General features: G+C 27.8%; 23 protein-coding genes and 1 riboswitch. Of the genes, 5 read left to right on the top strand and 18 right to left on the bottom strand.

Going from position 1 to position 25,626, the window contains the following annotated elements:
* Positions 1-312: 312 nt before the first annotated feature.
* Positions 313-412, bottom strand: a riboswitch (purine riboswitch).
* A gap of 86 nt (positions 413-498) precedes the next feature.
* Positions 499-1,734: an NAD(P)-dependent oxidoreductase gene (locus ARA56_RS05815; RefSeq protein ID WP_055264711.1), complete on the bottom strand. Its 1,236-nt coding sequence runs from the start codon at positions 1,732-1,734 to the stop codon at positions 499-501.
* A 168-nt stretch (positions 1,735-1,902) separates the two neighbouring features.
* Between ARA56_RS05815 and ARA56_RS05810 the strand changes: the two genes are divergently transcribed.
* Positions 1,903-2,112, top strand: a complete 210-nt coding sequence (locus ARA56_RS05810) for a cold-shock protein (protein WP_055264710.1) — start codon at positions 1,903-1,905, stop codon at positions 2,110-2,112.
* A 188-nt stretch (positions 2,113-2,300) separates the two neighbouring features.
* Here the strand turns inward: ARA56_RS05810 and ARA56_RS05805 are convergent, their stop codons facing one another.
* The 8 genes from ARA56_RS05805 to ARA56_RS05770 form a co-directional block, all read right to left on the bottom strand.
* A complete protein-coding gene (locus tag ARA56_RS05805; protein WP_055264709.1) occupies positions 2,301-2,528 on the bottom strand; it encodes a hypothetical protein in 228 nt (75 codons plus the stop codon).
* A 204-nt stretch (positions 2,529-2,732) separates the two neighbouring features.
* A complete protein-coding gene (locus ARA56_RS05800; protein WP_055264708.1) occupies positions 2,733-3,248 on the bottom strand; it encodes a flavodoxin domain-containing protein in 516 nt (171 codons plus the stop codon).
* 202 nt (positions 3,249-3,450) lie between these two features.
* Entirely contained in the window at positions 3,451-4,284 is an 834-nt protein-coding gene (locus ARA56_RS05795; protein WP_055264707.1) for a mechanosensitive ion channel family protein, read from the bottom strand.
* A 141-nt stretch (positions 4,285-4,425) separates the two neighbouring features.
* Positions 4,426-5,643 (bottom strand): beta-N-acetylhexosaminidase, encoded by a 1,218-nt coding sequence (gene nagZ, locus ARA56_RS05790; protein WP_055264706.1) that lies wholly within the window; start codon positions 5,641-5,643, stop codon positions 4,426-4,428.
* A gap of 109 nt (positions 5,644-5,752) precedes the next feature.
* The gene (locus ARA56_RS05785) at positions 5,753-6,139 is read right to left on the bottom strand and encodes a desulfoferrodoxin (protein WP_055264705.1); all 387 of its coding nucleotides are present in this window, start codon (positions 6,137-6,139) and stop codon (positions 5,753-5,755) included.
* 64 nt (positions 6,140-6,203) lie between these two features.
* A complete protein-coding gene (locus ARA56_RS05780; RefSeq protein ID WP_055264721.1) occupies positions 6,204-7,328 on the bottom strand; it encodes an MGDG synthase family glycosyltransferase in 1,125 nt (374 codons plus the stop codon).
* A 249-nt stretch (positions 7,329-7,577) separates the two neighbouring features.
* Positions 7,578-7,829: a hypothetical protein gene (locus ARA56_RS05775; RefSeq protein ID WP_055264704.1), complete on the bottom strand. Its 252-nt coding sequence runs from the start codon at positions 7,827-7,829 to the stop codon at positions 7,578-7,580.
* 220 nt (positions 7,830-8,049) lie between these two features.
* Positions 8,050-10,677 carry a cation-translocating P-type ATPase gene (locus ARA56_RS05770; RefSeq protein ID WP_055264703.1) on the bottom strand — a complete coding sequence of 876 codons (2,628 nt, stop codon included), beginning with the start codon at positions 10,675-10,677 and terminating at the stop codon, positions 8,050-8,052.
* 150 nt (positions 10,678-10,827) lie between these two features.
* Between ARA56_RS05770 and ARA56_RS05765 the strand changes: the two genes are divergently transcribed.
* Both ARA56_RS05765 and ARA56_RS05760 read left to right on the top strand, forming a co-directional pair.
* On the top strand, positions 10,828-11,148 hold the full coding sequence (locus ARA56_RS05765; protein WP_055264702.1) for a TIGR04104 family putative zinc finger protein: 321 nt from the start codon (positions 10,828-10,830) through the stop codon (positions 11,146-11,148).
* A gap of 114 nt (positions 11,149-11,262) precedes the next feature.
* Complete coding sequence (locus ARA56_RS05760) at positions 11,263-13,002, top strand: LTA synthase family protein (protein WP_055264701.1); 1,740 nt, start codon at positions 11,263-11,265, stop codon at positions 13,000-13,002.
* 242 nt (positions 13,003-13,244) lie between these two features.
* On the opposite strand, the gene ARA56_RS05755 is transcribed toward ARA56_RS05760, so the two are convergent.
* A complete protein-coding gene (locus ARA56_RS05755) occupies positions 13,245-14,114 on the bottom strand; it encodes a radical SAM/SPASM domain-containing protein (protein ID WP_055264720.1) in 870 nt (289 codons plus the stop codon).
* Positions 14,115-14,289: 175 nt separating this feature from the next.
* Between ARA56_RS05755 and ARA56_RS05750 the strand changes: the two genes are divergently transcribed.
* Positions 14,290-15,174 (top strand): hypothetical protein, encoded by an 885-nt coding sequence (locus tag ARA56_RS05750; RefSeq protein ID WP_055264700.1) that lies wholly within the window; start codon positions 14,290-14,292, stop codon positions 15,172-15,174.
* Between the two features lie 135 nt (positions 15,175-15,309).
* Here the strand turns inward: ARA56_RS05750 and dhaL are convergent, their stop codons facing one another.
* The 8 genes from dhaL to ARA56_RS05710 all read right to left on the bottom strand — a co-directional run bounded on the left by dhaL (position 15,310) and on the right by ARA56_RS05710 (position 24,142).
* Positions 15,310-15,951, bottom strand: a complete 642-nt coding sequence (gene dhaL, locus ARA56_RS05745) for a dihydroxyacetone kinase subunit DhaL (RefSeq protein WP_055264699.1) — start codon at positions 15,949-15,951, stop codon at positions 15,310-15,312.
* Between the two features lie 305 nt (positions 15,952-16,256).
* Entirely contained in the window at positions 16,257-18,578 is a 2,322-nt protein-coding gene (gene gshAB / locus ARA56_RS05740; RefSeq protein ID WP_055264698.1) for a bifunctional glutamate--cysteine ligase GshA/glutathione synthetase GshB, read from the bottom strand.
* A complete protein-coding gene (locus ARA56_RS05735; RefSeq protein ID WP_055264697.1) occupies positions 18,572-19,891 on the bottom strand; it encodes an MATE family efflux transporter in 1,320 nt (439 codons plus the stop codon). The genes gshAB and ARA56_RS05735 overlap by 7 nt, the downstream gene beginning before the upstream one ends.
* Positions 19,892-19,943: 52 nt before the next feature.
* Positions 19,944-20,231: an ArsR/SmtB family transcription factor gene (locus ARA56_RS05730; protein WP_055264696.1), complete on the bottom strand. Its 288-nt coding sequence runs from the start codon at positions 20,229-20,231 to the stop codon at positions 19,944-19,946.
* A gap of 264 nt (positions 20,232-20,495) precedes the next feature.
* Complete coding sequence (locus ARA56_RS05725) at positions 20,496-21,080, bottom strand: hypothetical protein (protein ID WP_055264695.1); 585 nt, start codon at positions 21,078-21,080, stop codon at positions 20,496-20,498.
* A 184-nt stretch (positions 21,081-21,264) separates the two neighbouring features.
* Complete coding sequence (locus ARA56_RS05720) at positions 21,265-21,870, bottom strand: FliH/SctL family protein (RefSeq protein ID WP_055264694.1); 606 nt, start codon at positions 21,868-21,870, stop codon at positions 21,265-21,267.
* Positions 21,871-21,947: 77 nt separating this feature from the next.
* Positions 21,948-23,147 (bottom strand): alanyl-tRNA editing protein, encoded by a 1,200-nt coding sequence (locus tag ARA56_RS05715; RefSeq protein WP_055264693.1) that lies wholly within the window; start codon positions 23,145-23,147, stop codon positions 21,948-21,950.
* Between the two features lie 131 nt (positions 23,148-23,278).
* Positions 23,279-24,142, bottom strand: coding sequence for a nitroreductase family protein (locus tag ARA56_RS05710; RefSeq protein WP_055264692.1), 864 nt, complete (start codon positions 24,140-24,142; stop codon positions 23,279-23,281).
* Positions 24,143-24,326: 184 nt separating this feature from the next.
* Here ARA56_RS05710 and ARA56_RS05705 point away from each other — a divergent pair, with 184 nt between their 5' ends.
* The gene (locus tag ARA56_RS05705) at positions 24,327-25,487 is read left to right on the top strand and encodes a 3D domain-containing protein (RefSeq protein WP_070205659.1); all 1,161 of its coding nucleotides are present in this window, start codon (positions 24,327-24,329) and stop codon (positions 25,485-25,487) included.
* The last annotated feature ends 139 nt before the right edge of the window (positions 25,488-25,626 follow it).

Here is a 25,626-nt window from a genome sequence, read left to right as displayed (position 1 = left end):
CCCATAATGGACACATCCTTTCTTAACTAAATATTATTTTACTTAGTTCGATTTAATGTGTCCACTACTTTATACTAACACCAATACTGCTAAAGAAATAATCACGTATCATATAAATTCATTCTTTAAACATATCTAACTATAATACTTATAAATATTTAAACCTTAAAATAAATTTCTATATTTTTATAAATAAAAAAACAGAAAAACCTGTATACTTTAATTTAATTATTAAAGTAATGAAAAAACCACCTCAAAAAAACTTGAGGTGGTTAATTTAAGTCAAAAATCTATAATAAATAGAAATTTATACACTAAAATAACATACCTCGTAGTCTGCCAATTACGGTTAGCAGGTAGAAACTTTCGGACCAATTACCGAATTTATACGAGCTTCATATTATAAACGAATTATAACATATATTTAACTAAAAATATATGCCTTTATTTAATTTTCTCAAATACATTTAATTATCTTATAAATTTTCATACTAAATATTAATTTGAAGTTACATATTCTTCAATAGCTTCCGCAACTTTCTTAGATAATCTTACCGCTTCTACTACAGTTTTTGCCCCTGTAACTACATCTCCACTAGCAAAAACCCCGTCTCTAGATGTTCTGCCATATTCATCCACATGTACTAATCCTGAAGGTAATGTATTTATCCCCTTAGTTGTTGAGACGATGTTACTTCTTGGCCCTTGACTTACTGCAATTATTACTGAATTAGTATTAAATACGCCTTCTTTACCTTTATCTTCAATTACACTTCTATTTCCTTCATCATCAAAAACTTCTTTAGTTTCAGTATATCTTATTCCTTCATCTAAAATTTCTAAAGGATTTTTATAATAAAGGAACTTTACTCCATCAAGCTTTGCATATTCTACTTCTAATTTCTCAGCTGGAGCATCTATCTCACCTTTTCTATACATTACATATACTTCTTTTGCACCTTTTCTTATTGCTGTTCTAGCTACATCCATAGCAGCATTTCCAGCTCCTATAATAGTAACTCTATCCCCTAAATCATAAACATCTGGATTTTTTAGATAATCTATTCCATAATGAACATGTCCAAGTGTTTCCCCTTTAACATTTAATGTTCTAGGATTCCATACACCCGTTCCTATAAAAATAGCTTTATATCCATCTCTAAATAAATCATCAATTGTTATATACGGCCCTATCATAGTATTTGGACGTATTTTAACTCCCATCTCTACAAGTTTTTCTTTTATATTATCTAATATATCTCTTGATAATCTAAATTCTGGTATACCATATCTTAAAACTCCACCTATCTTATCATGAGCTTCAAAAATTGTTACATTATAACCTTTTTGAGCTAATAATATTGAAATTGTTATTCCTGCAGGGCCCGATCCTATAATGGCTACTCTCTTTTCTTTATCTATTTTTGACTTAGTAAAAGCTTTATGTATATAAAAATCAGATATATAATTTTCTACATCTCCAAAATGTACTGGATTATTTTTTGCATTTAAAACACAATTACCTTCACATTGTTTTTCATGAGGGCACACAAGTGAACAAATTACCGATAACGGATTATTATTAAATAATTTTTCTCCTGCTGAATCTATATCTCCACTTAATAATAATCTTATTACCTCTGGTATCTCTGTACTTACTGGACATGCTGCCGTACATCTCGGCTTCTTACATCCAAGACACTTTCTAGCTTCTTCTAATACGTGACTACTCAAATTTTATCCTCCTAATATTTCTATATGATTTTTAAATTTATTATATCATCTTTAAGAATAAATCCAACACATTAACTTTACACTTTTATCTTTACGTATAATTAATATCTTTAAATCAAACACTATTTAATGATTCATTATATTTTTTATACAATAAGGAGAGATTTTATGTCAAGCTACACAGGTACTGTAAAATGGTTTAATCAAGAGAAAGGATATGGATTTATTTCTGCAAATGATGGTCAAGATGTTTTTGTACATCATTCTCAAGTAAAAGAAAAAGGAACAGATAAAGATTTACATGAAGGAGAAAATGTATCTTTTTCAATTGGTGAAGGAGAAAAAGGTCCTATGGCCATAAATGTACAAAAAATTTAAATTGCTTTACATTTTTTTTGATTAAAAGTTAAGAGTGTAGAGTTAATGGTTTAGGAATAAAGTTAACACATCTGACTTTAAAATTTAGAAACTGCATAGCAGTTTCATCCTAAACTCTTTTCACTTTTAACTCTTCACTCTTAACTCAAAAAGTGATTCACACTTTTTTTACTTATTATTTTAAGTAATTATCTTAACATTTCTAATAACTCTTTAACAATAGCTTTTGCTCTAGCCGGTAATTTATCTAGTTCTTTTTGTCTCTTTTTTTCATTATCGATTTGAACAATTTGCATTACTTTTTGTTGTAAACCTGGTATAGAATTTAATTCATCTGCTAATTGATTGAATTTACTTGCAAACCTAGGATCTTGCATTTTTCTTTGAAGAAGTCCTATTAATTGATAAGCGTCCATACATTCCTCCACTTTATACCTTTTACTGTTATAATACGTTTAGATTTATGTATGTGCTACCATTTTTTTAAGCAAATTAAAAGACGTTGCATTTTGTCCTGCAACGCCCCATAACCACCTATAACTTTAAAAGCAAAAGTTAGTTGGCTATATTGTTATTATATGAAATTTATCTTTTATTATACATAACTTATCTTCCTATATTTAAATCTCGTTCATTGCTTTTGCAAAGTTCTCGATATTTTCTCTTTCAATCATGTCAACAAACTTTTTCATATCAATCCCTTTAAATTTATCATTAGTATTTGCTAACGATTTAAATACTTTTCTAATTATAAACCTTTCAAAAAAGTTCATATCTTTAAAATTAAAAGCCCCTCCAAAGTACCCTTGAACTTTTGCAGATAATATCAACTTTTCCGGAAAATTATCTTTAATTTGTTTTTCAACATTCTCTTCATTCATACAGCAAATAAATAATCCTAATTTTTTCTCTTTAAGATTATCGCAATAACTTTCACACACTTCTTCTATCTCTTTCTGAATTTTTCCCATATAAATAGATCCACCAATTACAACTTTATCATAATTATTTAAATCAAGAGTTATATCTTTTCTTATATCAACAATATCTACTTCACCTTTTAAGTTCTCTTCTAAAAGCTCTGCACATTTTTTTGCGCATCCATGGTTACTCCCATATATAATTAAAGTTTTCATTTCTCAATTCACCCCATAGTTAATTTATTTCATTTTTTATAAAAACATATATCTTATAAATATAAATTATATAATGTTAATTATTATGTTTTTTTATATTATATAATTCCTTAAATTATAACTTTTGCACTTTTATAATATAATAAAAAAAGATTATTGCATTTTATAGTTATGCAATAATCTTTTCTTTAATTATATATCATTAATTTCCTTGTATTTTCCCATCTTTTAAATGTAAATCCATTTGTGGGTAAGGTATACTTATATTCTCTTCATTAAATTTAACCATAACCTTCTCTAACAAATCAAAATGAACTGTCCAATAATCAGATGTTTTACACCATGCTCTTACAACAAAATTTATAGAACTTTCACCATGTTCATTTATTGATATAAATGGCTCTGGATTTTTAAATATCAATTCATTAGCTTCTACAACTTGTGTAAGAATTCTTTTTACCTTAAATATGTCATCATCATAAGATACACCGAAAACCAAATCTACTCTTCTTGTATCTTTAGAAGAATAATTTACTATACTATCATTAGCTAAGGATCCATTTGGAATTAATATTTGTTTATTATCTGGAGTAACTAAACAAGTATAAAATATACTTATCTTTTCAACTATTCCTGAATGTCCTGCTCCTTCAATATAATCACCTACATTAAAAGGTCTTATTAAAAGAATTATTACTCCTCCAGCAAAGTTTGATAAACTTCCTTGAAGTGCAAGCCCTATAGCTAATCCTGCTGATGCAAACAGTGCTGCTAATCCTGTTGCTTTAAGTCCTACAATTTCCATAACGATCATTATCAATAAAATCTTTAATACAACTTCTATAAAAGTATCTAAAAAATTTCCTAAAGTCTTATCTACATTTTTTTTATCCATTAATGAATTTATAAACTTTTTAAATTTTTTTATTAACTTCCATCCAATAGATAATACTAAAAGACCTATTCCTATCTTAACTCCTTCAGTCAAAATCCAATTAACTGAAAAGTCCAATATTTTTTCTAACTGCATCGTCATACTTCCTCCATTTTTCATTTGCTACTTTTAACTATAATTTAATTCTTCGCCTATTATTAATAGCTTTCTTTTATACATTAATTTAAAAAAGAATTTTTTTCAATAACAATTACTTCCAAATCAATATATCTATAATCTTTCTTAGTTAAGTAAAGAATTTATTTCTAAGTTTATACCTTCAATATCAATTTCATTACTTATTATATCATCATTTACTCTATATTTTTCTTTCAATTTTAAGATTCTATATACACTTTCATCTATTCTTTCTTCTGATATAATATTACTACTAACAGCATCTTTAACAGCTGATATTGATTTTATAATATCATCATATCCATGGCAAACAAGTATTAAATCATTTCCTGCATTTATAGCCATAATAACAGCATCTGTCAAATTATAATTATCCATTATAGCTCCCATAGTCATATCATCTGTTGCTATTACCCCATCAAAATTTAACTTATTTCTTAAAATATCAGTTGTAACTTTCTTTGACATAGTTGCTGGATATTCACTATCTATACTTGATAATATTATACTTGAAACCATCACTACATCTGCACCATTTTCTATAGCATTTTTAAACGGAATAAACTCTAAGTTATTAAGCTCTTCTAATGTTTTTGTAACTATAGGTAATCCATAATGCGAATCAATATCTGTGTCACCATGACCTGGAAAATGTTTTACTACGGGAATTATTCCACCATCTCTTAACCCTTCCATAGTTTTTATTCCTAATTTTGAAACGATATCTGCATTATTACCAAAAGCTCTTTCCCCTATTACTGTGTTATTTGGATTGCTATCAATATCTAGTACTGGAGCAAAATCCATATTAAATCCAAGACTCTTTAATTCTTTTGAAATAATACTCCCTATATTATAACTTAAATTCTCATCATCAAATTTACCTATGTATCCACTTGAAGGAAGTTTTAGGAATTCATCTGGAACTCTTGAAACAACTCCTCCTTCTTCATCTACAGATATAAATAAAGGAATATCTTTTTTTATAGCTTTTATTTCATTATTTAAAGTTATTATTTGATTTGAATCTAAAACATTCCTTGAAAAATATATAAGCCCTCCAACTTCTTGATTCTTTACAAGATCTATAATTTCATCATTTATTATATCTCCTTCAAAACCTACTATAAAAAGTTGGCCAATTTTCTGTTCTAGCGTCATAGAATTTATCTTTTCCTTTATTTTATCTAATTCTTTAGTTTCTTCAGTATGTTTTTCAGTATTATATTCATTACTACTCTCTTCCTTTATACTATCTCCCCCACAGCCTGCCATTAATAATATCATAAATGCAGATATCATAAAAATTTTAATACTTCTCATTCTTATACCTCTTTAAATTAAAATTATACTTATTATATATTAACATTTTATCTTTACTTTAATCAAAAAAATAAGTGTACCTAGTTATTCTAAGTACACAATTGTTGCTTTATTTTAAATTAATAGACCATAAACCATGTAAATTACAATATTCCCTTACTGAAACTATATTATCGTAATCTACATTAAATAATCCTTCTGGTTTATCTCCTGGTTTTAAATTTAATCTATAAACTTCTGTATCAGTTAAAACTTCTATCCACTGAATATGATGCTCTTGAAGCATTGGATGCTCAACTTCTCCAACCTTAACAAATACTCCAGCATCTTTCTTTTCTACTACTGGTATATGTTTCTCTCCAACACCTTCCTTTGTTCTTTCATCCTTTAAAAGCATTGGCTTCCCACAACATACTAGCATTCCTGGAGCTTCTTGTAATACCTCAACTATATTTCCGCATATATTACACTTGTAAATAGCATTCGTTTTTGTCATTTAATAACCCCCATTAAAATCAATTAACCAATACTATATATATTACACCACTTATCTATTAATACTACATTTTACTATTTTCAACTAATTCATTTATTAATGCACAAATATTTTTAGATGAATCATTTTTATCAAAAGATCTACAAGCTTCTTTCATATTATTTAATTTTTCTTTGTTCATTAATAATTCTTCTATTAGCTTATCACAGCTTTGATTTTTTTCTAATTTAATTGCCATATTGTGATTTATTAAAAATTCTGCATTTTCCTCTTCTTGTCCTGGTATAGCATCAAATATTGCCATAGGTATATTAGATGCTAAAGCTTCAGTAATTGTTAAACCACCTGGCTTAGTTATTATAATATCAGCTGCTTGCATAAACTTGTTAACTTCATCAGTAAAATATATTAATTTTGTATGCTTTTCACTCTTATTTATTACTTTAGCAAATTCATCATACAACTTTTGATTTTTTCCAGTAATAACAATTACCTGAAATTCTCTATCTATATTAATTATATCTTCATATATTTTAAAAACGTTTGTTACTCCAAAGCTTCCTGCCATCATTAATATTGTTGGTAGATTTGGATTTAACTCTAACTCATTTAATACTAAATCCTTATCTTTTTTTTCAAAAAATACTTGCTCTATAGGAATACCATATGGATATATGACCTCTTCCCTAACACCTATTTTGCTCATTTCTTTAACCATATCATCATTTGAAACTATATACGCATCAACTTTTTGGTTTACCCACGTTTTATGTGGCGCATAATCTGTCATTATACATACTAATGGTATATTTACAAGCTCTTTTGCTTTAAGTATTGATACCATCTCTGTTGGAAATGGATGTGTTGTAATTATAACATCCGGTTTAAATTCATCAATTAACGGTAACAATTTATTTGCAAATAAATAATTTAATCTATTGACAAAACTAATCCAACGATCTTCTTTATTTGTTAGTTCATAAATTTTACCATATATTTTTGGTGTCTTTGTTGCCAAATATACATATCCACTTGTTACTGTTTTATTCAATATTGGATTAATATATAATAAACTATCTACGATTTTAACATTTGCACTTTTATCATGCTCACTCATGTAATTTTCTATAGCTCTTGAAGCTCTCATATGGCCTCCACCAGTGGATGCTGATAAAATCAGTATATTCATTTTTTGCATGCTCCCTCTTCTAATATCTAAATACATTTCTAAAATTATGTATTTATCAATTTTGTATACTTTTAATTGTGATAAATATTCGTTTGTATATTATATATCATTTTTAATAACTTTACTACGCATTTCATACATAGCTCTATTATCTATGATAATACCATAACCTATTATATCACCTTAATCCCCTATTTTTCTTTAAATATATCTTAATATATTCTTAAGATATCCTAAATTTGATTCTATCTATTTATACCAATTTATTTTTTCTCCATCACAAGTTACAACATTATACATTAATGCACTACTATATTTATAAGACTTTATTATTTTTTTAATTATTAAAGATGCTTCTTCATCATTTTCAATTTTAGAATCAAAATAAAGATTTACTCCTTTTCTATTATGTAAAGCAAATACCTTTTCGTCATTTATTCTATGCTCTTCTATTAATTTAACTATATCATCTTGCTTTAATGGACAACTTACTAATACCATACCCTATCTCCTCATACATTTTCTTATCCTAATATTATAGCATATTATTTTACTTCCTACTAAACATCTAATTATAATTTAGTTAAGTAACATTTACACCCTATATCATCTATCTTAATAAATATTTTATTAAACAAAAATACATCGTACTTCAATAAAATAACAACATGTTAATTACTAACTTTAAAGAAATACGATGCATACTATATAATAATTCTTTTTAAACTTTTCTTTTATTAAACAATTTACTTATATCCATAATTAGTGCTGCAAGTAATCCAAATCCTAAACAAATTAGGAAATTAAACATTCCAAAGCTATCTGGTATATCAAATATGCTTCTAACTCCTGGAATAAGCACTAAACAATATAATAAAAGACATATTATTATAGCGCCAATAGCATATATATTTTTAAATATACCCAATTTAAATGTTGTAACTTTATCTGATCTAGCTGGCAAAGTTTGAAATATTCTTGATATTGTTACCGTTGAAAATGCCATAGCAGCGCCTAGTTCTGGTGATACTCTATTTCCAACATACTGAGCTAATATAACTACAACTCCTATTATAATACCTCTAATGAGTACTGATTGCCATGTTCCACCTTGTAATATTCCTTCATTAATATTCCTTGGCTTTTCGCTCATAATATTTTTTTCTGCTGGTTCAAGCCCCAAAGCTATTGCTGGAAGAGAATCATTTATCAAATTTATAAATAATAGTTGTAATGCTGTAAATGGATTGGGCCATCCTACAAATACTGCAAATAGAATAGCTATTATAGCACCTAAATTCCCTGCGAAAAGATAGGTAATAGATTTTTTTATATTACTATATACAGTTCTTCCTACTTCAACAGCTGAAACTATAGTCTTAAAATTATCATCTGTTAATATCATAGCTGCAGCATCCTTAGCTACATCTGTTCCACTTCCCATTCCTATTCCTATATCAGCCTGTTTCAGAGCTGGTGCATCATTTACCCCATCTCCAGTCATAGCTGTTATATAACCTTTTTCTTGCCATGCCTTTACTATTCGAATCTTATTCTCTGGTGAAACTCTTGCATAAACAGTTATATGTTCAAGTTTTTCTTTCAATTCCGCTTCACTTAATGCATCTAATTCTTGGCCAGTTAAAGCTATATCTCCATCTTTCATAATTCCAATTTCTTTTGCTATAGCTGCTGCTGTAGTTTTATGGTCACCAGTTATCATAACTGTTTTTATACCTGCTCCACTTGCTTCAGCTACAGCCCCAAATACTTCGTCTCTAGGTGGATCTATCATTGCCATCAATCCAACTAAAGTCATATCTACCTCATCCTCTAATGCTGGTACAAAATCCTCATCTGGTACATCTTTTAAAGCAAAAGCTAATACTCTTAATGCTCTATTAGAAAAATATTCGTTTTGTTTTCTATACTTATCTAATATTTCTTCTGAAATATCTACTTCTTCACCATCATCTAATGCTTTTGTCACACGACTAAATACTACATCCGGTCCACCTTTAGTAAACATTATAGCATTTCCATTTATTGAATTTACAGTAGACATTAACTTTCTATCAGAGTCAAAAGGAATTTCACTCAATCTATCATATTTTTCTCTCAACTCTTTATAGTCTATTCCTCTTTTATTTGCAAATCTTAAAAGTGCTACCTCAGTAGGATCTCCTAGTTCAACTCCATCTTCTGTAATATCTGCATCGTTACATAAAGTAGAACTTAAATTCATAGCTTCAACTTGTTCTGAAGAATCACTTTCTGATTTAACTTCCTCTTTTGTAATACCATACATAAAGAAATCTACAACCGTCATCTTATTTTGAGTTAATGTCCCTGTTTTATCAGTACAAATAACACTAGTAGATCCTAGAGTTTCAACTGCTGGAAGCTTTCTTATTATAGCTTGCTTCTTCGCCATATCTTTAGTTCCGACAGCTAATACTATAGTTACTATTGAAGATAAAGCTTCAGGAATAGCTGCTACTGCTACCGCAATTGCAAACATAAATGAATCAAAAATTAATGCTTTTAAATCACTTCCGCCTAAATATCCTCTTATAACTTGAATTGCAAATATAGCCGCTGCTAAAATCATTATCATTATTCCTAACTTCTTGCCAAAGTCATCAAGCTTTTGTTGAAGAGGTGTTTGTTTACTTCCTGCTGTTTCTAAAAGTGCTGCAACTTTTCCCATTTCAGTGTTCATACCAGTTTGGGTAACTACTAGCTTGCCTCTTCCGTAAACAACAGTAGCACCACTAAACACCATATTTTTTCTATCGCCTATTCCTACTTTTTCATCTATTTTATCTGTATGCTTTAAGACTGCCTCAGCCTCTCCAGTTAGCATCCCTTCTACTACTTTTAATGTTTGAGCTTCTATAAGTCTACCATCTGCTGGTATATAGTCTCCTGCTTCTAAAAATACAACATCACCAACTACAATCTCTTTAACAGGAATAGTTATCTTTTTTCCATCTCTTAGTACTTTAGCACTTGGTGCTGATAACTTTTTTAAACTATCTAATGAACTTTCTGCTTTCCTTGTTTGAGTAACACCTAACACTGAATTCAATATTACTACTAAAAATATAATAAGCGATTCTACTACTTCACCTAAAAATATCTGTACTATAGCTGCTATAAGTAATACTATAACTAATGGATCTTTAAAACTCTCTAAAAACATTTTCCATATAGGAACTTTAGATCCTTCTCTTAACTCATTGTATCCATCTCTTTCTAGTCTATCTTTGGCTTCGCTACTTGTTATACCTTCAGCATCACTTTTTAATTCTTTTATTACATCAGAATATTCTTTTCTATAATACATATAATTACTCCTTCTATAATTTGTGATGAATTTATAATTATAGTATTATCCTTTAACAATATTTTATTTAATATAATAAGTTTAGCTGTAATATTTATAAAAATTTTATAATACATAGTATTATATTTGTAAATTTTAGGAGGTATTAAAATGCTTAAGAAAATATGTCCTCATTGTAATTATAAATTTTCTACTAAAGATATCTTTATCAGAAAACATTCACAATATATAACTTGTCCTCAATGCCAAAATAAGCTTATCGCATCAATAAAATCTAAATTTATTTTTAGTGTAATAATGCTATTAACCTTTATCTTTTGGGCAATCATAACTGACTCCGCTTATATAAATATCGAATCTTGGATAAAATATCTTTTAGCATTCATTTTATTTTTTATATTATTTTTTATAATAGAACCTTTAACTTATAAGTTTGAAATTTTTGAAGATTTATCAAAAAGCAAAAGATAGGGTAATATTTACAGAATATTTAAGAATTATTTAAGTTTTTATCAATTGCTTTATTTGTAAAATATAGTATCATAATAAAATATATACTAAATTTTTATAATATAGGTGGTTAATATGAAATTAAAGGATAATAAACTAATTAAAATTATTACTTACTGCTTTTTTCCTATTTTTATTGTATTAATTACTGAATTTAATCATATGCAAAGCTTCAATAAACTACTAGGTTTTGTAACTAGTAAATTTCCAGCATTTTTATATAGCGTATTATTAATTTCAGTTCTCTTTTTTGCAATACTCTTTTTTACAAAAAAGAGTCATATAGCAGTAGGAATTCTAAGTATAACCTTGTATATACTTTCCACAGTAGAGTATTTTAAATATACAACTAGTGGAACTCATCTAACTTTAAGTGATTTAGTTATGACTCGAAATATAGGAGACGTAGGAAAGTTTGCAAAACTAAACTTCACTTGGCCTTTAATAATATGCTTAATATTAATTATTGGTTATATAGTATTGTGCAAGAAATATACCTTTAATCTTCCTTTTACTTTCAAAAGAAGATTTTTAACAAGCTTCATTTGCATTTGCACATTACTTTTAGGTATACTTCTTCCTAAACCTTCAACAAATATTTATGCAACTTTTAATTTAGATAACGAAACATCAACAAATATATTTGCTATAAACGAGAGCTTCGAGTCAAACGGTCTTATAGGATTTTTATCTCAAACAACATCTAATAAATTTACTTCGAGATTACGTAAACCTGAAAATTATTCTGAAGATCTTGTAAATAACAGTTTATCTGAAATAAATGAAACTTCTGATGATTATAAAAAACCTAATGTAATATTTATTATGTCTGAATCATTTGGTGATTTTAGAAGTCTTGAATCTTCTTTAGATTTATCATCTTACTACGAAAGCTTTGATGAAATTTCAAAAGATAACTTTATAGGTAATTGTGTTGTTCCAACTTTTGGAGGTTACACTCCAAGAACAGAATTTGAATTACTATTTGGACTACCAGTGTATTCTCTTAATACACCATCAATACCTCATAATCTATTAACTGATGATAATCTAACTAACTCTATACCATCTTATTTTAAGTATTTAGGATATAATACAACTTATATTCATCCTTTTAGCGGTTCTTTTTATAGTAGAAACTCTATCTATGGTGGTTATGGATTTAATAATCTTTTCTTTGAAGAAGATATGATTAACGATAGTACTAGATTCAGAAGATATATAGATGATTATTCTGTTTTTGAGAAAATAAAACAACAATTAGAGCAAGATGATAGTCCAAGTTATATATTTACTACTACTATGCAAAATCATCAACCGTATTACGATGATGACAATATTACAGATGGTACATCTGACCTAAATGAACTTAAATACTACCTTGAAGGTATTAAGAAAACTTCTGATGACTTGAAGTCGTTTTTAGAATGGTTAAATAATTTCGAGGAAGATGTAATATTAGTATTTGTTGGGGATCATTATCCATTCTTTACCCCTACATCTGATATATATAGTCAATTTGGAATAGACTCTAGTAACACAGAAAACTTATATAATCAAAAATACCTAATATATAATAATTATGATAAAGATTTTTCATATTTGAATGATACGAAAATATCTACATTTTATCTTCCATATGTAGTTATAGAGTCGTTAGGAACACCTTTAGATAAATTTTCATCAACTATGATAAATCATATGGAAACAACACCAATATACTCTCCTAATATTCAAAGTATTAGTGATAGAGATGCTATATTAGATGTGTTAACCTACGATAGAGTTGAAGGAGAAAGCTACTCTAATAAATAAAGTGCGAGCTAAGGCTCGCAAGTGAAAAGTCGACTTTGTCGAAGTGAAAGGCTACTACGTAGCGTGGAAAAGTTAACTACGTTAAGGGAAAAATGCTACTATAAGTAGCAAAGAAAAGCATTTTATCTCATTAGATATCTTTTCCCTATTGACATAGGCACTATTTTCTCCTCAGCTTTAGCTGACTTTTCCCCTTTGACGAAGTTAAACTTCTCACCAAAGTGCTTCGCACTTTCTTTCAATTAGTATCTCTTAGCATATCCACATCTTTTACAAAGCTCTTCAACGGCTTTTCTATTAGAAAAACCATCATATATATCAAGTGCTCTTTTTGATGTTATTATATCTCCTAGTGGAGTTTTGAATATGTTTCCTAACGGAATATTTCCTTCGCTATCTAAACAACAAGGAACTACTGTTCCATCAACTAATATACCAATCTGGTCTCTTAATCCATAACAAAACACTTCAGCTTCTTCATTTACTAGATTTATATTAGGCCACTCAAATTTTTCTGCCATATTTACATATAAATTTTTTCTTACCTTTATTCCTGACTTTTCTTGTAATCTTTCACCTAAACTAAATTCTATATTAAGCTCTTCTTCAAGAATTCTCAATATATTGCTATTTAAGCTATTACAAGCCTTTAACTCTTCAGTATCCATGTTCCATAACCTTATTGAACAGATTATATTGGAATTTTCATTAGCTTCATTTATAAAGCTAGTAATATTAGTTATATATTCTTCTAAAGTCACTTTACTATCATTTGCTTCAAAACTATGAAGTGAAATATTAACTTGTCTTAAAGCTTTGCTTTTTAGTAAAATTCCCTTGACATTATTTATTAAAGTTCCATTAGTCGTAATATTAACCTTTAACTCAGCCTCTTTGCATATTTCTAAAAATTCCTCTAAATTTTTATTCAAAAATGGCTCTCCCATAAGATGAAAATATACATAATCACTATATTGTTTTACATCATCAATTATTTTTTTAAAGCTATCCACTTCCATAAACCTTAACTCTCTACTAGTTTTAGGGCAAAAATTACAACTTAAATTACAAATATTAGTTGTTTCTATATAAACCTTTTTAAATCTTTTCATTAGTCTACCTCTATCAATTAAATCTATAGTTATTACATTACCATAAAAAAATGAATTTATACAATAGAACATTTCCCTATACTTCCTCATATATTAATAAAGTTTTAAATTCCTATACTTTTTATTAATTATTAAGAATATATAATACTATAACTTTAATGGAGGTTATTATTTTATGAGGAAAATAAGATTTGTAATTTTAACTTTTATTATTATTGTTATAATCATATGTTCTAACGCTCTTTACAGCATTAATAATTATGCTGATCCAATAGTAGCCGAAGATGATACTATAGATACAGAATTACAAGAAGAACTTGACTTAGATGAATTATATACTTTTGATTATGATTATAAAAAGGATTATATACGATATTGCACAGAATATGCCATTTTATATTCTAGAGCTGATTATTTAACTGAAGATGAATTGATAGAATTTGCAAAAAAAATTGATAATGGAATTATAGCTATAGAAAATTATTTGGGGATTAATCTAAATTCTGATCACTATATTAATTCTAGAGTTTTTGTTAGTATAGATGGGTCTATGGACGATCCTGAGTTTAACAATGAAAATATTAATATAGAACATACTTCTTTAATATCAGTAGATAATGTAAGGGAAAACACTAGCTCCTATATCCATGAATTAACTCATATAATAGCTTGGGATTGTAGTTCCTTATGGATTAAAGAAGGTTTGGCTGTATATTTAAATGATAAACTTAATGGAGATCCTACTTATCCTAATAATGGCTGTGACATTGATAAACTCTCTCTTGAATTTTATAATAGTGGGACGTTAGAAAGTTTAACAGCTTTTGATTTAGTTGGAGAAAATGGTGTACCTAATTATATTGATTATAATAGTGAACCAATCTTTTATATCTACTCTGCATCCTTTGTTAAGTATTTAGAATATTCTATTGGCAAAGATAATCTAATTAAAATCTATAAATCATTAAATACAAAAGAAGCTTTAAAAGATATTACAGGAAAAGATATAAATATCTTGAAGAATGATTGGATAAATTCTATAACTACAGTAATCGAATAAATTAATTTAATAAATATAAAAAAGTACGAAATGTCTTTAAATACATCTTTCCGTACTTTTTTATATTTTAATAAATGCAATTTTCTGAAAACATTTTCGCATATTCTATCACAAGGTCCTCTTAAAACCCCAATTTTAATTCCTTAATTCATTTACTGTATCAAATATTACTTCTAAAATAATTAAAGACGAAGTTGCTCCTGGATCTTGATGTCCAATGCTCTTATCCCCTAAATAAAGTGCTCTTCCTTTACTAGCAACTATAAACTTAGTATATTCAACACCATTTCTAGCTGCTTCAACTGAATTCTTAAGCGTATTTAATACAGATAATTTATTTTCTATTCCATAATTAATTTCTTCATAAGCTGGAATTAATGCATCTAACATAGTCTTATCTCCTTTTTCACTTTTTCCCCGCATCTTAATTCCATCTATTGAAACCTTTAATATATCTCTAAAATCTTCAATATTAATTTCAACTTTTTCTTTTCCAATCATAGATGCTTTCATAAATGCAGTTCCATACAGTGGTCCTGACGCTCCTCCAACATTAGACAAAATAGCCATACCTACTGTTCTAAATATATCTCCCCAATCTTTAAACTCTTTATCTTTAACTTTTTCTTTTGCAACTTTAAATCCCTTGCTTAAATTTGTTCCATGATCTCCATCTCCAATAATAGCATCAAGCTCATTTAAAAACTGTTTATAATAAGTAATTTTCTTTTCTATTTTCTCAAATGTATAAAGTACCTCTTTTAATGTTAATCCCATAATGTTTACTCAACTCCTTAACCCCTATTACTTTCCCACTCTAATTAACTATTTACTATATTAAATAATATTGTTTTTTTTCATAGTTAATACCTAAATCTAATATTTTTAAACATTTACACCCTGTATTTAAAGTGAATTTAAAAAGAAGATTGCACAACATTTATTAACTGATTAGCTAAATATAAAATAGAAAAGAGTAAACTCTTACTAAAAAACTCCACTAAATATATAATTTAGCAGAGTTTTTATTCTATATATAATACTTAACTAATTAAATGTTCTCTTTTTATGCACATTAATATTTATTTATGATTATCACCTAAATCAATAAGATTTAATAACTTAAGTACTTCAACGGCAATCTTTCGTTCTTTACCTTTATATGGATATGAGTGGATATGAATTGCAGGATTAAAGTTTAATTCTATTATTGCATATGGTGAATTTTCTTCTTTATAATCTTCTATCATCATATCTACTCCACATATTTTTGCCTTTACTGCCTTAGCCGCCTTTACTGCTATATCTTTGAATTTTTGCGGAATATCATCAGTATAATCTATACTATCTCCGCCTGTGCTTATATTAGAATTTTCTCTTAAATAAACTATCTCATCACATTTAGGAATATAATTAAAATCTAGTCCTCTTTGTTTTAAGAAAAGTTCTGCATTTTTATCAAGTATAATCTTTTCTAACGGTGTTTTATATCCTTTTCCTCTTAAAGAATCTTGATTTTTAATTTCTACAAGTTCTGCTATAGTGCTCTTTCCATCACCTATAACATTAGCTGGTACTCTATGAAGTATTCCGGCAACCTTGTCTCCTATAACTAAAAATCTATACTCTTTTCCTTTTATAAATTCTTCAATTAAAACAGTTTTATCATTCTCAAAAGCTATTTCAAAGGCTTTTATCATATCATCTTTACTTGCACCTTCAGTGAATATACTAATACCTATGCCAAAATTTGTTGACTTAGGTTTAATTACTATTGGTTTTCCTATAAATTTATCACTCTTAACCTTTGCTTCTTCTATAGAAGTATATTCTTCACCTTTAGGTACTCTAATATTATTATCTTCTAAAACTTTCTTTGTAACTACCTTATTTTCCATAATTAGTATAGTTGCATAATTATCTTTAGAAGTTTTTGTTGCTTGAACCACATACTCTTTTTTATCACATTTCTTTAATGATATAAAATTTTCACTTCTATCTAATACATCAACTTTTATACCTCTTTTAATAGCTTCTTTCATTAAAATTTGAGTTGATAATTCTAAGTCTTCATATCCTTCAAGCTTAAATCTATTTTTATATGCAATTTCTTTATATTTCTTAGCTAAGCTTAAATTTGCATCTATAAAACCTTCTGATTTTACTTTTTTAAGCATCTTATAAGCATAAGTACTCTTAAAATCTTTAATTTTATCAATCATCTCTAAAATAATTTCATTGGATACTAAATTTAATTTATCATTAATATTTTTAATATAGCTTAATAATTCTAATCCCCATTCTTCTTTAGAAATATTTTTCCCATCTCTCTTTAAATTTACATTGCTTAATCCTTGCTCTGCAATTAGCTTTTGATTATCTAATGCTTCCTCTTGCCACTTTTCATAATCACTTTCTTCTTTAACCAATAAGAAAATATTAAATACTTCTAAGAATTTTAAATCATTTAAAGAGATTCCTCCTTTTTCAAAAGGATTGATATCTAAGCTCCTATATTCTAAATACTTTATTCCATCTTTCTCTAAAGATTCTAAAAAATTATCTATATCTGCTGCTTTTAATCTTACTTGACTATATAATTCTTTATGACTTTCTAAAACCTTATCCTTAACAAAATTGTTCATACTATCTACATAAGCTTTAACAGAGTCATAATTTGGATAAAGATCTATATTATTTTTATAACCATATTGACTGTTTCTATAAGATAAAGCACTTTCATTATGATATGTATCTTCATTTATCTTATTTAAGCTTTCTATGTATTCTTTTTCAAAACTATCATGAATAACATTTGAACCACATAAAAGATATATTATAAGCCATCTATATCTTAAATAATTTCTTACAAGTTTTAAATAAACATTATCCTTAAACTCCCTAAATGACGTTCCTTCACCTACCTTTTTATGAAGCTCCTTTAAAAAGTCATCTTGAAATGAAAAATTATAATGAATTCCAGATATTAATTGTCTCTTGCCTCCATATTTTTTCATTAATTGCTCTCTATACCTTCTTGCATTTATTCCCATAGGACACTCGCAGAATTCAGCTATTGGAATATCCTTATCTTCTGGTAAGATACAGGGCATTGAAATTGGCCATAAGTATTCATCTCCAATTTCTTGAGCTACAATATCATAAAGTACATTTGTAAAATTATAACATTCTTCTACTGAATTGAATGTTGGTGTAATTACCTCAATTTGGCTTTCTGAAAAATCTGTTGTTATATACGGATTGCATATCTTTTTCTCAAAAACCTTTGGATGAGGCGTTAAGGCTAGCTTTCCTTCATTAGTTACTCTTAGTCCTTCCCTTTCAATACCATAACTACCTATTGATTTATTATTTATAATTATATCTTTAATTTTATCTAACATATTTTATACTCCTTGCTTACCTTCAATTTATATATTAAATAAGCTGCTACTCCTTTTAAAACACTTGATATGGCAATGCTCCACCATATCCCATTTATTCCATAATACTTCATAAGTACTAATGCCATTGGAATTCTTAATACAGTAAATATTATACTTATAGTCGCAGGTATTTTGGGCTTTCCCAGTCCTGTAAAAAGTCCATTAGATACCATTTCTATTGTACTAAAAGCTTGTGAATAAGCTACTGCTTGTAAATATCCATAAGCTATTAAACTTGTATCTACATCTCTTATAAATAATTTTATTATTGGTTCCTTAAAAAATATAAATATTAAGGACATTAATATAGAATACGATATTCCAATTGCTAGTGCAGTATTATATCCATCATTAATTCTTTTAAACTTCTTGGCCCCAAAATTTTGTCCTGTAAAGCTTGATATAGCTCCATTTAAACCGCCTATAACCATATATGTTATAGATTCAATCTGTAATCCTATCTTTTGAGCTGCAATAGCATTGGTACCAAAAATTGCAATAATTCTTGCTAGAACTATATTTACCAGAGTAAATAACACTCTTTGAAATGCCATAGGAAACCCTAACTTAGCTACTTCTTTTACTTTTTCGTAATTTACATTTAAACTTCTATCATACTTTAATAAACCTTTAGATTTCACCTTATACAATACATACATTATTACATTAGCTATCAATGTAGCTAATGCTGCTCCAATAACTCCAAATTTAAAGATATAAATGAATATAGGGTCTAAAATTATATTTACTGCTATCCCTATCGCATTAATCTTTAAAGCATCGCTATTATTTCCAAAGCTTCCAAAAATCCTTGAATAAAGAAAATTAAAAAACGAAAAATACAATATTGGTCCATTTATTGCAAGATAATAATATGAATCCCTTTCTACTATAGGATTACCTAGATTTAAAAATCCTATAAAATTCTTTCCTAAAAAAATAAGAATTAGAGCATATACAATTGCTATAAAAAAGTTGATAGCTATTCCTGTATTTATATACTCTTTTACATTATTATTATCTTTTCCACCTATAGCATGAGATATCTTTATTCCTGCTCCTATAACAACTAAAGAATTTATTGAATATCCTAATCCAATAAAAAAACTTGATGAACCAACGCTTGCTACCGCATCACTCCCTAGCCCCCCAACCCAAAGCATATCAACAAGGTTATATGTAAATTGTAATAAAGAACTTCCCATTATAGGTACTGCTAAAGCTGTAAGCACTGTTAAAACTTTACCTTTAGTTAAATCAACTTTTTTCATTTTTCCTCCATGATTAATTTTTATCTATTTATTTACTACCTGTAACTACATATTACTCTCTCTCTGGATATATTATTTCATTCAAAAAATCAACTAATTCTTTAGCATTTTCTTCTACTAAACTATAATGGTTCCAAGTGCCTTCTTTCCTTGAAGTAACTAATTCACAGTCGATTAATACTTTCATATGATGTGATAATGTTGGTTGAGTGAAATTAAAATAATTTAATAGCTCACAAGCACATCTTTCACCATCTGATAATATATGAATAATCTTCAATCTATTCTGATCGCTAAGAGCTTTAAATATTTTTGCATTTACTTCATATTTATCTTTCATATTTCCTCCTATATAGATACTTATCTATGTATTCAATATAGTTTACATCTTTTTCATTGTCAATATACAAAGTGACTCTAAGTATTTTTTCTTCTTTTAAATATAATTTAATATATTCTACTTTCTAATCATTCTGATCTTCCATTATTTATAAACTTAATTAAACTACAGTAATAATTAATAAAATAAAAGGAGGCATATTAAATGCCTCCCATAAATTATTATTAACTATTATTATTTAAATATTTATCTTTTATTCTTAATTTACTTTACTTCTTGAACTCCAGTAACTGTGCTCTTATCATCCATTTCAAATGAATCTTTATATTCTTGTTTTGAGAAATACACATTACCTTCAATCTTAGCATTTTCAAGTTCAAATCCTTCAGCTTCTACATATACATCTCCAATTATTGTTCCACCTTCTATTTTTGTATCCTTACTCTTAACAGTAATTTTTGGTGTTGTTAATGTATAAGATTTAGTTGTATTATTATCATCATTTTCATAAAGAGCTATTGTACGACCAGCAGGAACCATCTTTGAAGAATCATTTTTATCCGGTTTAGTAAAGTCTCCTTCTACTACTAAATCTTTACTTGTAGTTATATCATTCTTTAATAATACTATCCAACTATCTTTTAAAGCTTTTTTAAGTGTTTCTTCATCACTTGCTAAAGATGCTGAACTTACTACATCTGCATCTCCAGGATTATTTGTATTTGTATTTTCTTTTTCTTCAGTAGTTGCTCCTTTATTAGTTGTATCATTTGTAGTACCATTATTGCCACAACCAACTAATAAGGCTACTCCTAAAAATAACGCTAATACTAATGACTTTGTTTTCATATTTTATCCTCCTAAAGTCTAATTTTTAAATTTTGTAATATTTATTACAACCGCTAATTTTATTATTTCACTAAATACTTTAATTATTACAAAATATAAATAACACTCTAATTAATAATAAATATGTAATAGAAGTAATAGATACAAAAAAGGTTGTATCAAAATTTGATACAACCTATAATAACTAACGGTTTCTACAGTTTCTACCGTTTCTAATGTTTCTACAATTGTTACAGCTTTCTAATACTTTCTTTATAACGCAATCTCTACCTCTTCTAAAGCCTTCATTAAACCCAGCTCTGAATCCTTCTCTAAATCCTTGTCTTACTCCTGCCTCTCTACCTTCTTGACGTCCTACTTCTCTTCCTTCTTCAAAACCATTTCTAAATCCTTGACGTTTTCCGGCTTCACAGCCTTCTCTAAAGCCAACTCTTCTTCCTTCTTCGAATCCTTTTCTGAATCCAGCTCTAAAGCCTTCTCTTCTACCTTCTCGTAAGCCAACAGCTCTACCTTGTCTAAATCCTTGCTCTTTTCCAGCACAAAAAGCTGCATTAATGGCATTAATACATTGTCCATTTCTAGAATTACAATTACTATTTTCTATGCCTTCTGTAAAAGTATCTTCATCAAATTCGCTTACAAAATTTTCATCACATTCTCTTTCTCTACGAAATCTATCTCTGTCACATTCTATATTTTCTTCATCATCAAGGTCAAATTCATCCAAATCAAATTCATTCAAATCAAAATCATCAAAATCATCAAAATCATTAAAACATCTTTTGTCCATAATTCCTATCTCCTTTGTATAGTTAATTTTATACTACATTATATGCATTATGGATGAATATGTTAAATGTTTGTATATTAATTTTGGCTATTTTTTATCTTCATAAAGGCGTAATCTATAGTGGCTTCTAAATTATTTGATTTTTTCCCTCCACCTTGAGCTAAAAATTTACTTCCTCCACCTCTACCATCAATTAAGGTAATTGCATCCTTTAATAACTCATTCATAGATATATCATTGTCTTTTGACGATGCAAAGATTAGATTTGACTTATCATCATATTTTACAGCAAACAACGCTATTGTTTTTTTATTTTCTACTAACTTTTCTGCAAGCTTCCCAATATGCTTTAAATCCGACTTTTCATAAATCTTCTTAATAATAGATATATCTCCAATCTTATCTGCAGATTCTATCATTTCCTTTATCTCATATTTACTTAGTTCTAATTTTAACATTCTATTTTCATTTTGATATTCTCTAATTTCCTCTGCTGATTTACTTATTATGTTCAGTATTTCACTTTCTCCACATTTCATTGACTTACAAATAGTCGCAATTATACTATCTCTCCTTAAGCTATCATCTATAGCTCTTTTCCCTGCTAAAAATTCTATTCTAGTTGCGCCTTTATGTTTTTCCCATCTTTTAATCTTAATCATTCTTAAATCTAAAGTTGATTTAGGATGCACTCCACAACAAGCATTTATATCAAGATCTCCTATTTTTACTATAGTAATCGCATCATCAGTTTTCGGTAAAGCTCTTCTTATTTTTATCTTTTTAAGCTCTGATTTACTTGGCGTAAAAAATTCAACTTCTATATTTTGATTAATTATTTCATTTGCAAATCTTTCAGCTTCTCTTATTTTATCTTCCTCTAAGAATCCCTCAATATCTACAGTACTACTTTCACTTCCCATATGGAAGCTTACAGTATTAGCATTAAACAATGAGTAAAAGCACCCTGATAAGACATGCTGTCCTAAATGTTGTTGCATTCCATCATATCTTTTTTCCCAATCAATTTTACATTTTACTCTATGTATTTTTAATGGTTTCTTTTCAAGAACATGATAAACTACTCCATTATCTTCATATACATCTATTACTTTACTACTTTCAATAAATCCAGTATCTCCAGGTTGACCACCTCCACCTGGGAAAAATGCACTTTTATCTAAAGCTACATGATACATTCCATCTATCTCTTTAACCTCTACAACCTCAGCTGTAAACTCCTTAATATATCTATCTAAATAGTATAACTTTTCCATTTACTTTTTCCTCCATTATATTGTCATAAGACAAACTTTCTCATAAGTAATTATAATACACTTATATTTTCAAAATTAGAAATCCACATATTTAATAATTTATCCATAAAAAGTATCTATATATACCTAACTTAAACACTCTCATGGACCCAAGTAATAACATAACTAATATTTTTAGGTGTATCTGTTATCTCTGGATTACATTTAATAAACCTTCCTTCTAATCCTAATTCCTTGCATGTTAAATCGAAATGACACATAGCTATTCCCATATCAATTCTATGAATATCAAATGTTAACTTATCATTTTTCTTCTTAGATGAGTTAATATAGAAATGAAATTTATTACCATCTTTAACTATTCTCCAAGGTTGCTTATTAAGTGCCGATGGAGCCAATCTAACATTTTCAAGTACCTCTTTAAAGTAACCTAAATTAATTACTGGTGTCAATGGTACAGAAAAATCTCTTAAGAAAAAAATTTCGTACCATTCTTTTCTCTTTTTTGATTTAGTCAAAAACTTCATAGTCTTTTCTATAAAACGCTTATTCTCTCCACTCTTACCAAAAGGAGTTACTATAGGTAAAACTTCATCTTCCTTTAATTCCATAGACTTCGAAAACTCTCCCTTATTAAAAGTACCTCCAATCCAACAAGTTCCTAATCCAAGAGAGGTTATATAAAGAATTACTTTTTCCATTTCATACCCAACTTCTTCTAATGCCATTTCACCATTTTCATAAGCAACTGCAATAAAATTATTAGCACCTTTTATAATTCCATAAGTACCTATCTTTTCTCCCTTTAAAGGTTCCTTTGAGTTTATTAACTTAAATCTTACTTTTTCATTAAAGGGCCCCTTCAAATTATTAATATACTCTTCAATTTTTACTATCTTATCTTCATCAATTTCACATTCTTCATATGTCCTTACTGAGGTTCTTTCCTTAATTATTTCAGATATTGTTTTATTTATACTACTTGTATTACTCATTATTATTCTCCTAAATATATATTCATGTTATTCTTATCTTTATATAACAAAATATATGCACTATAACCATTATATCATTACTGTGTATTTTTTACATATATTCCTTTTGCTAGAGTAAATTTGCATCTTCTTATGTTTATGTTATATACTAGATATGTAACCATTAGATACTAGGAGGTATATTTTGAATAAAGAATTAAAATTAATAGCTAGCGCTTTAGCACTATGTGTTACTTTTAATGTTTCTTTTCCTGTAATGGCAGCTCCTGAAAATACATCTATTGATCAACATAAAGTTAAGTACCAAGAACTTAACACGGAAATTAAACAAATAAATGAAAAGATCTCTAGCTTAGATGTAGAAATTGAAGAAATAAATCAAAATCTAGAGGAAAATAACAGAAAAATTGAAGATACAAAAATAGAGATAGAAAACACTAAAAACCTATTAATCCAAAATGAAAAAGAAATGGATGAAGCACAAAATAAACTTAATATTAGAGTTCGTTCCCTGTATAAAAGCAACCTTACTTCTAATATTATATTATTTGTTCTTAATTCAGAAAGTTTTTCAGATTTATTTAACAGAATACATTCTGTATCAAAAATAATATCTCTTGATAAAGAACTTATGAAGGATATAGATGAAAAGAAAGAAAAACTTGAACAAACTTCTGAATCACTAAAAAAGAATGAAGATGAATTGAATTCACTAAATGAAGAAATATCTAAAGATTTAGCTGAAGTTGAAAGTAAGAAGTCTGAACAGCAATCAGCTTTAAATGAACTTAACGAACAAAAAAATGAGGTTTTTGCAATAATTGAAGCTAATGAAAAAACTCTTGTTGAGCACCCATTATCAATTATTAACTCTTCTACCTCTTCAATATCACAAATTCAAGATGCAGTTAATACACTTGAAGGATTACTCCCTCAATTAACTAGCTCTTATGTAATTGGACTAGCTCAAGATGGAATTTATCAAGGTAATGTTATAATTGAAGAGGCAAACACTCCACCTGTTGCCCCTCCATCATTAGATGAAGATGGTAAAGCAACATATCAAATGGAATCAACAGCTTATACTGGTGGTGGCATAACAGCTATTGGGCTAAAGCCAATCCATAATCCAAATGGAATAAGTACCGTTGCAGTTGATCCAAATGTTATTCCTTTAGGTTCAAAGGTTCATGTATCAGGTTATGGAGTTGCAATAGCATCAGATACAGGTGGTGCTATAAAAGGAAACATAGTAGATGTATATTTTAACACACATAGTGAGTGTGTTAGCTGGGGACGTAGACAAGTAGAAGTTACTATTCTTGCCTATCCAGGAGAATGGTAAACTAGGTTTGTATTTATGGCAAATGAATCATATTTAACTTAGTTTAATATAAAGATGCCTTATGGCAGATATAAAGTTAAAAGCTTGGACATTTTATGTCCAAGCTTTTCTTAATTAACAATAAAATATTATATTTTTA

The sequence above is a fragment of the Clostridium disporicum genome (genome assembly GCF_001405015.1).
GTDB lineage: Bacteria > Bacillota > Clostridia > Clostridiales > Clostridiaceae > Clostridium > Clostridium disporicum_B.
Note: the sequence above shows the minus strand (reverse complement) of the source record. Positions and strands in the feature narration are given on the sequence as shown.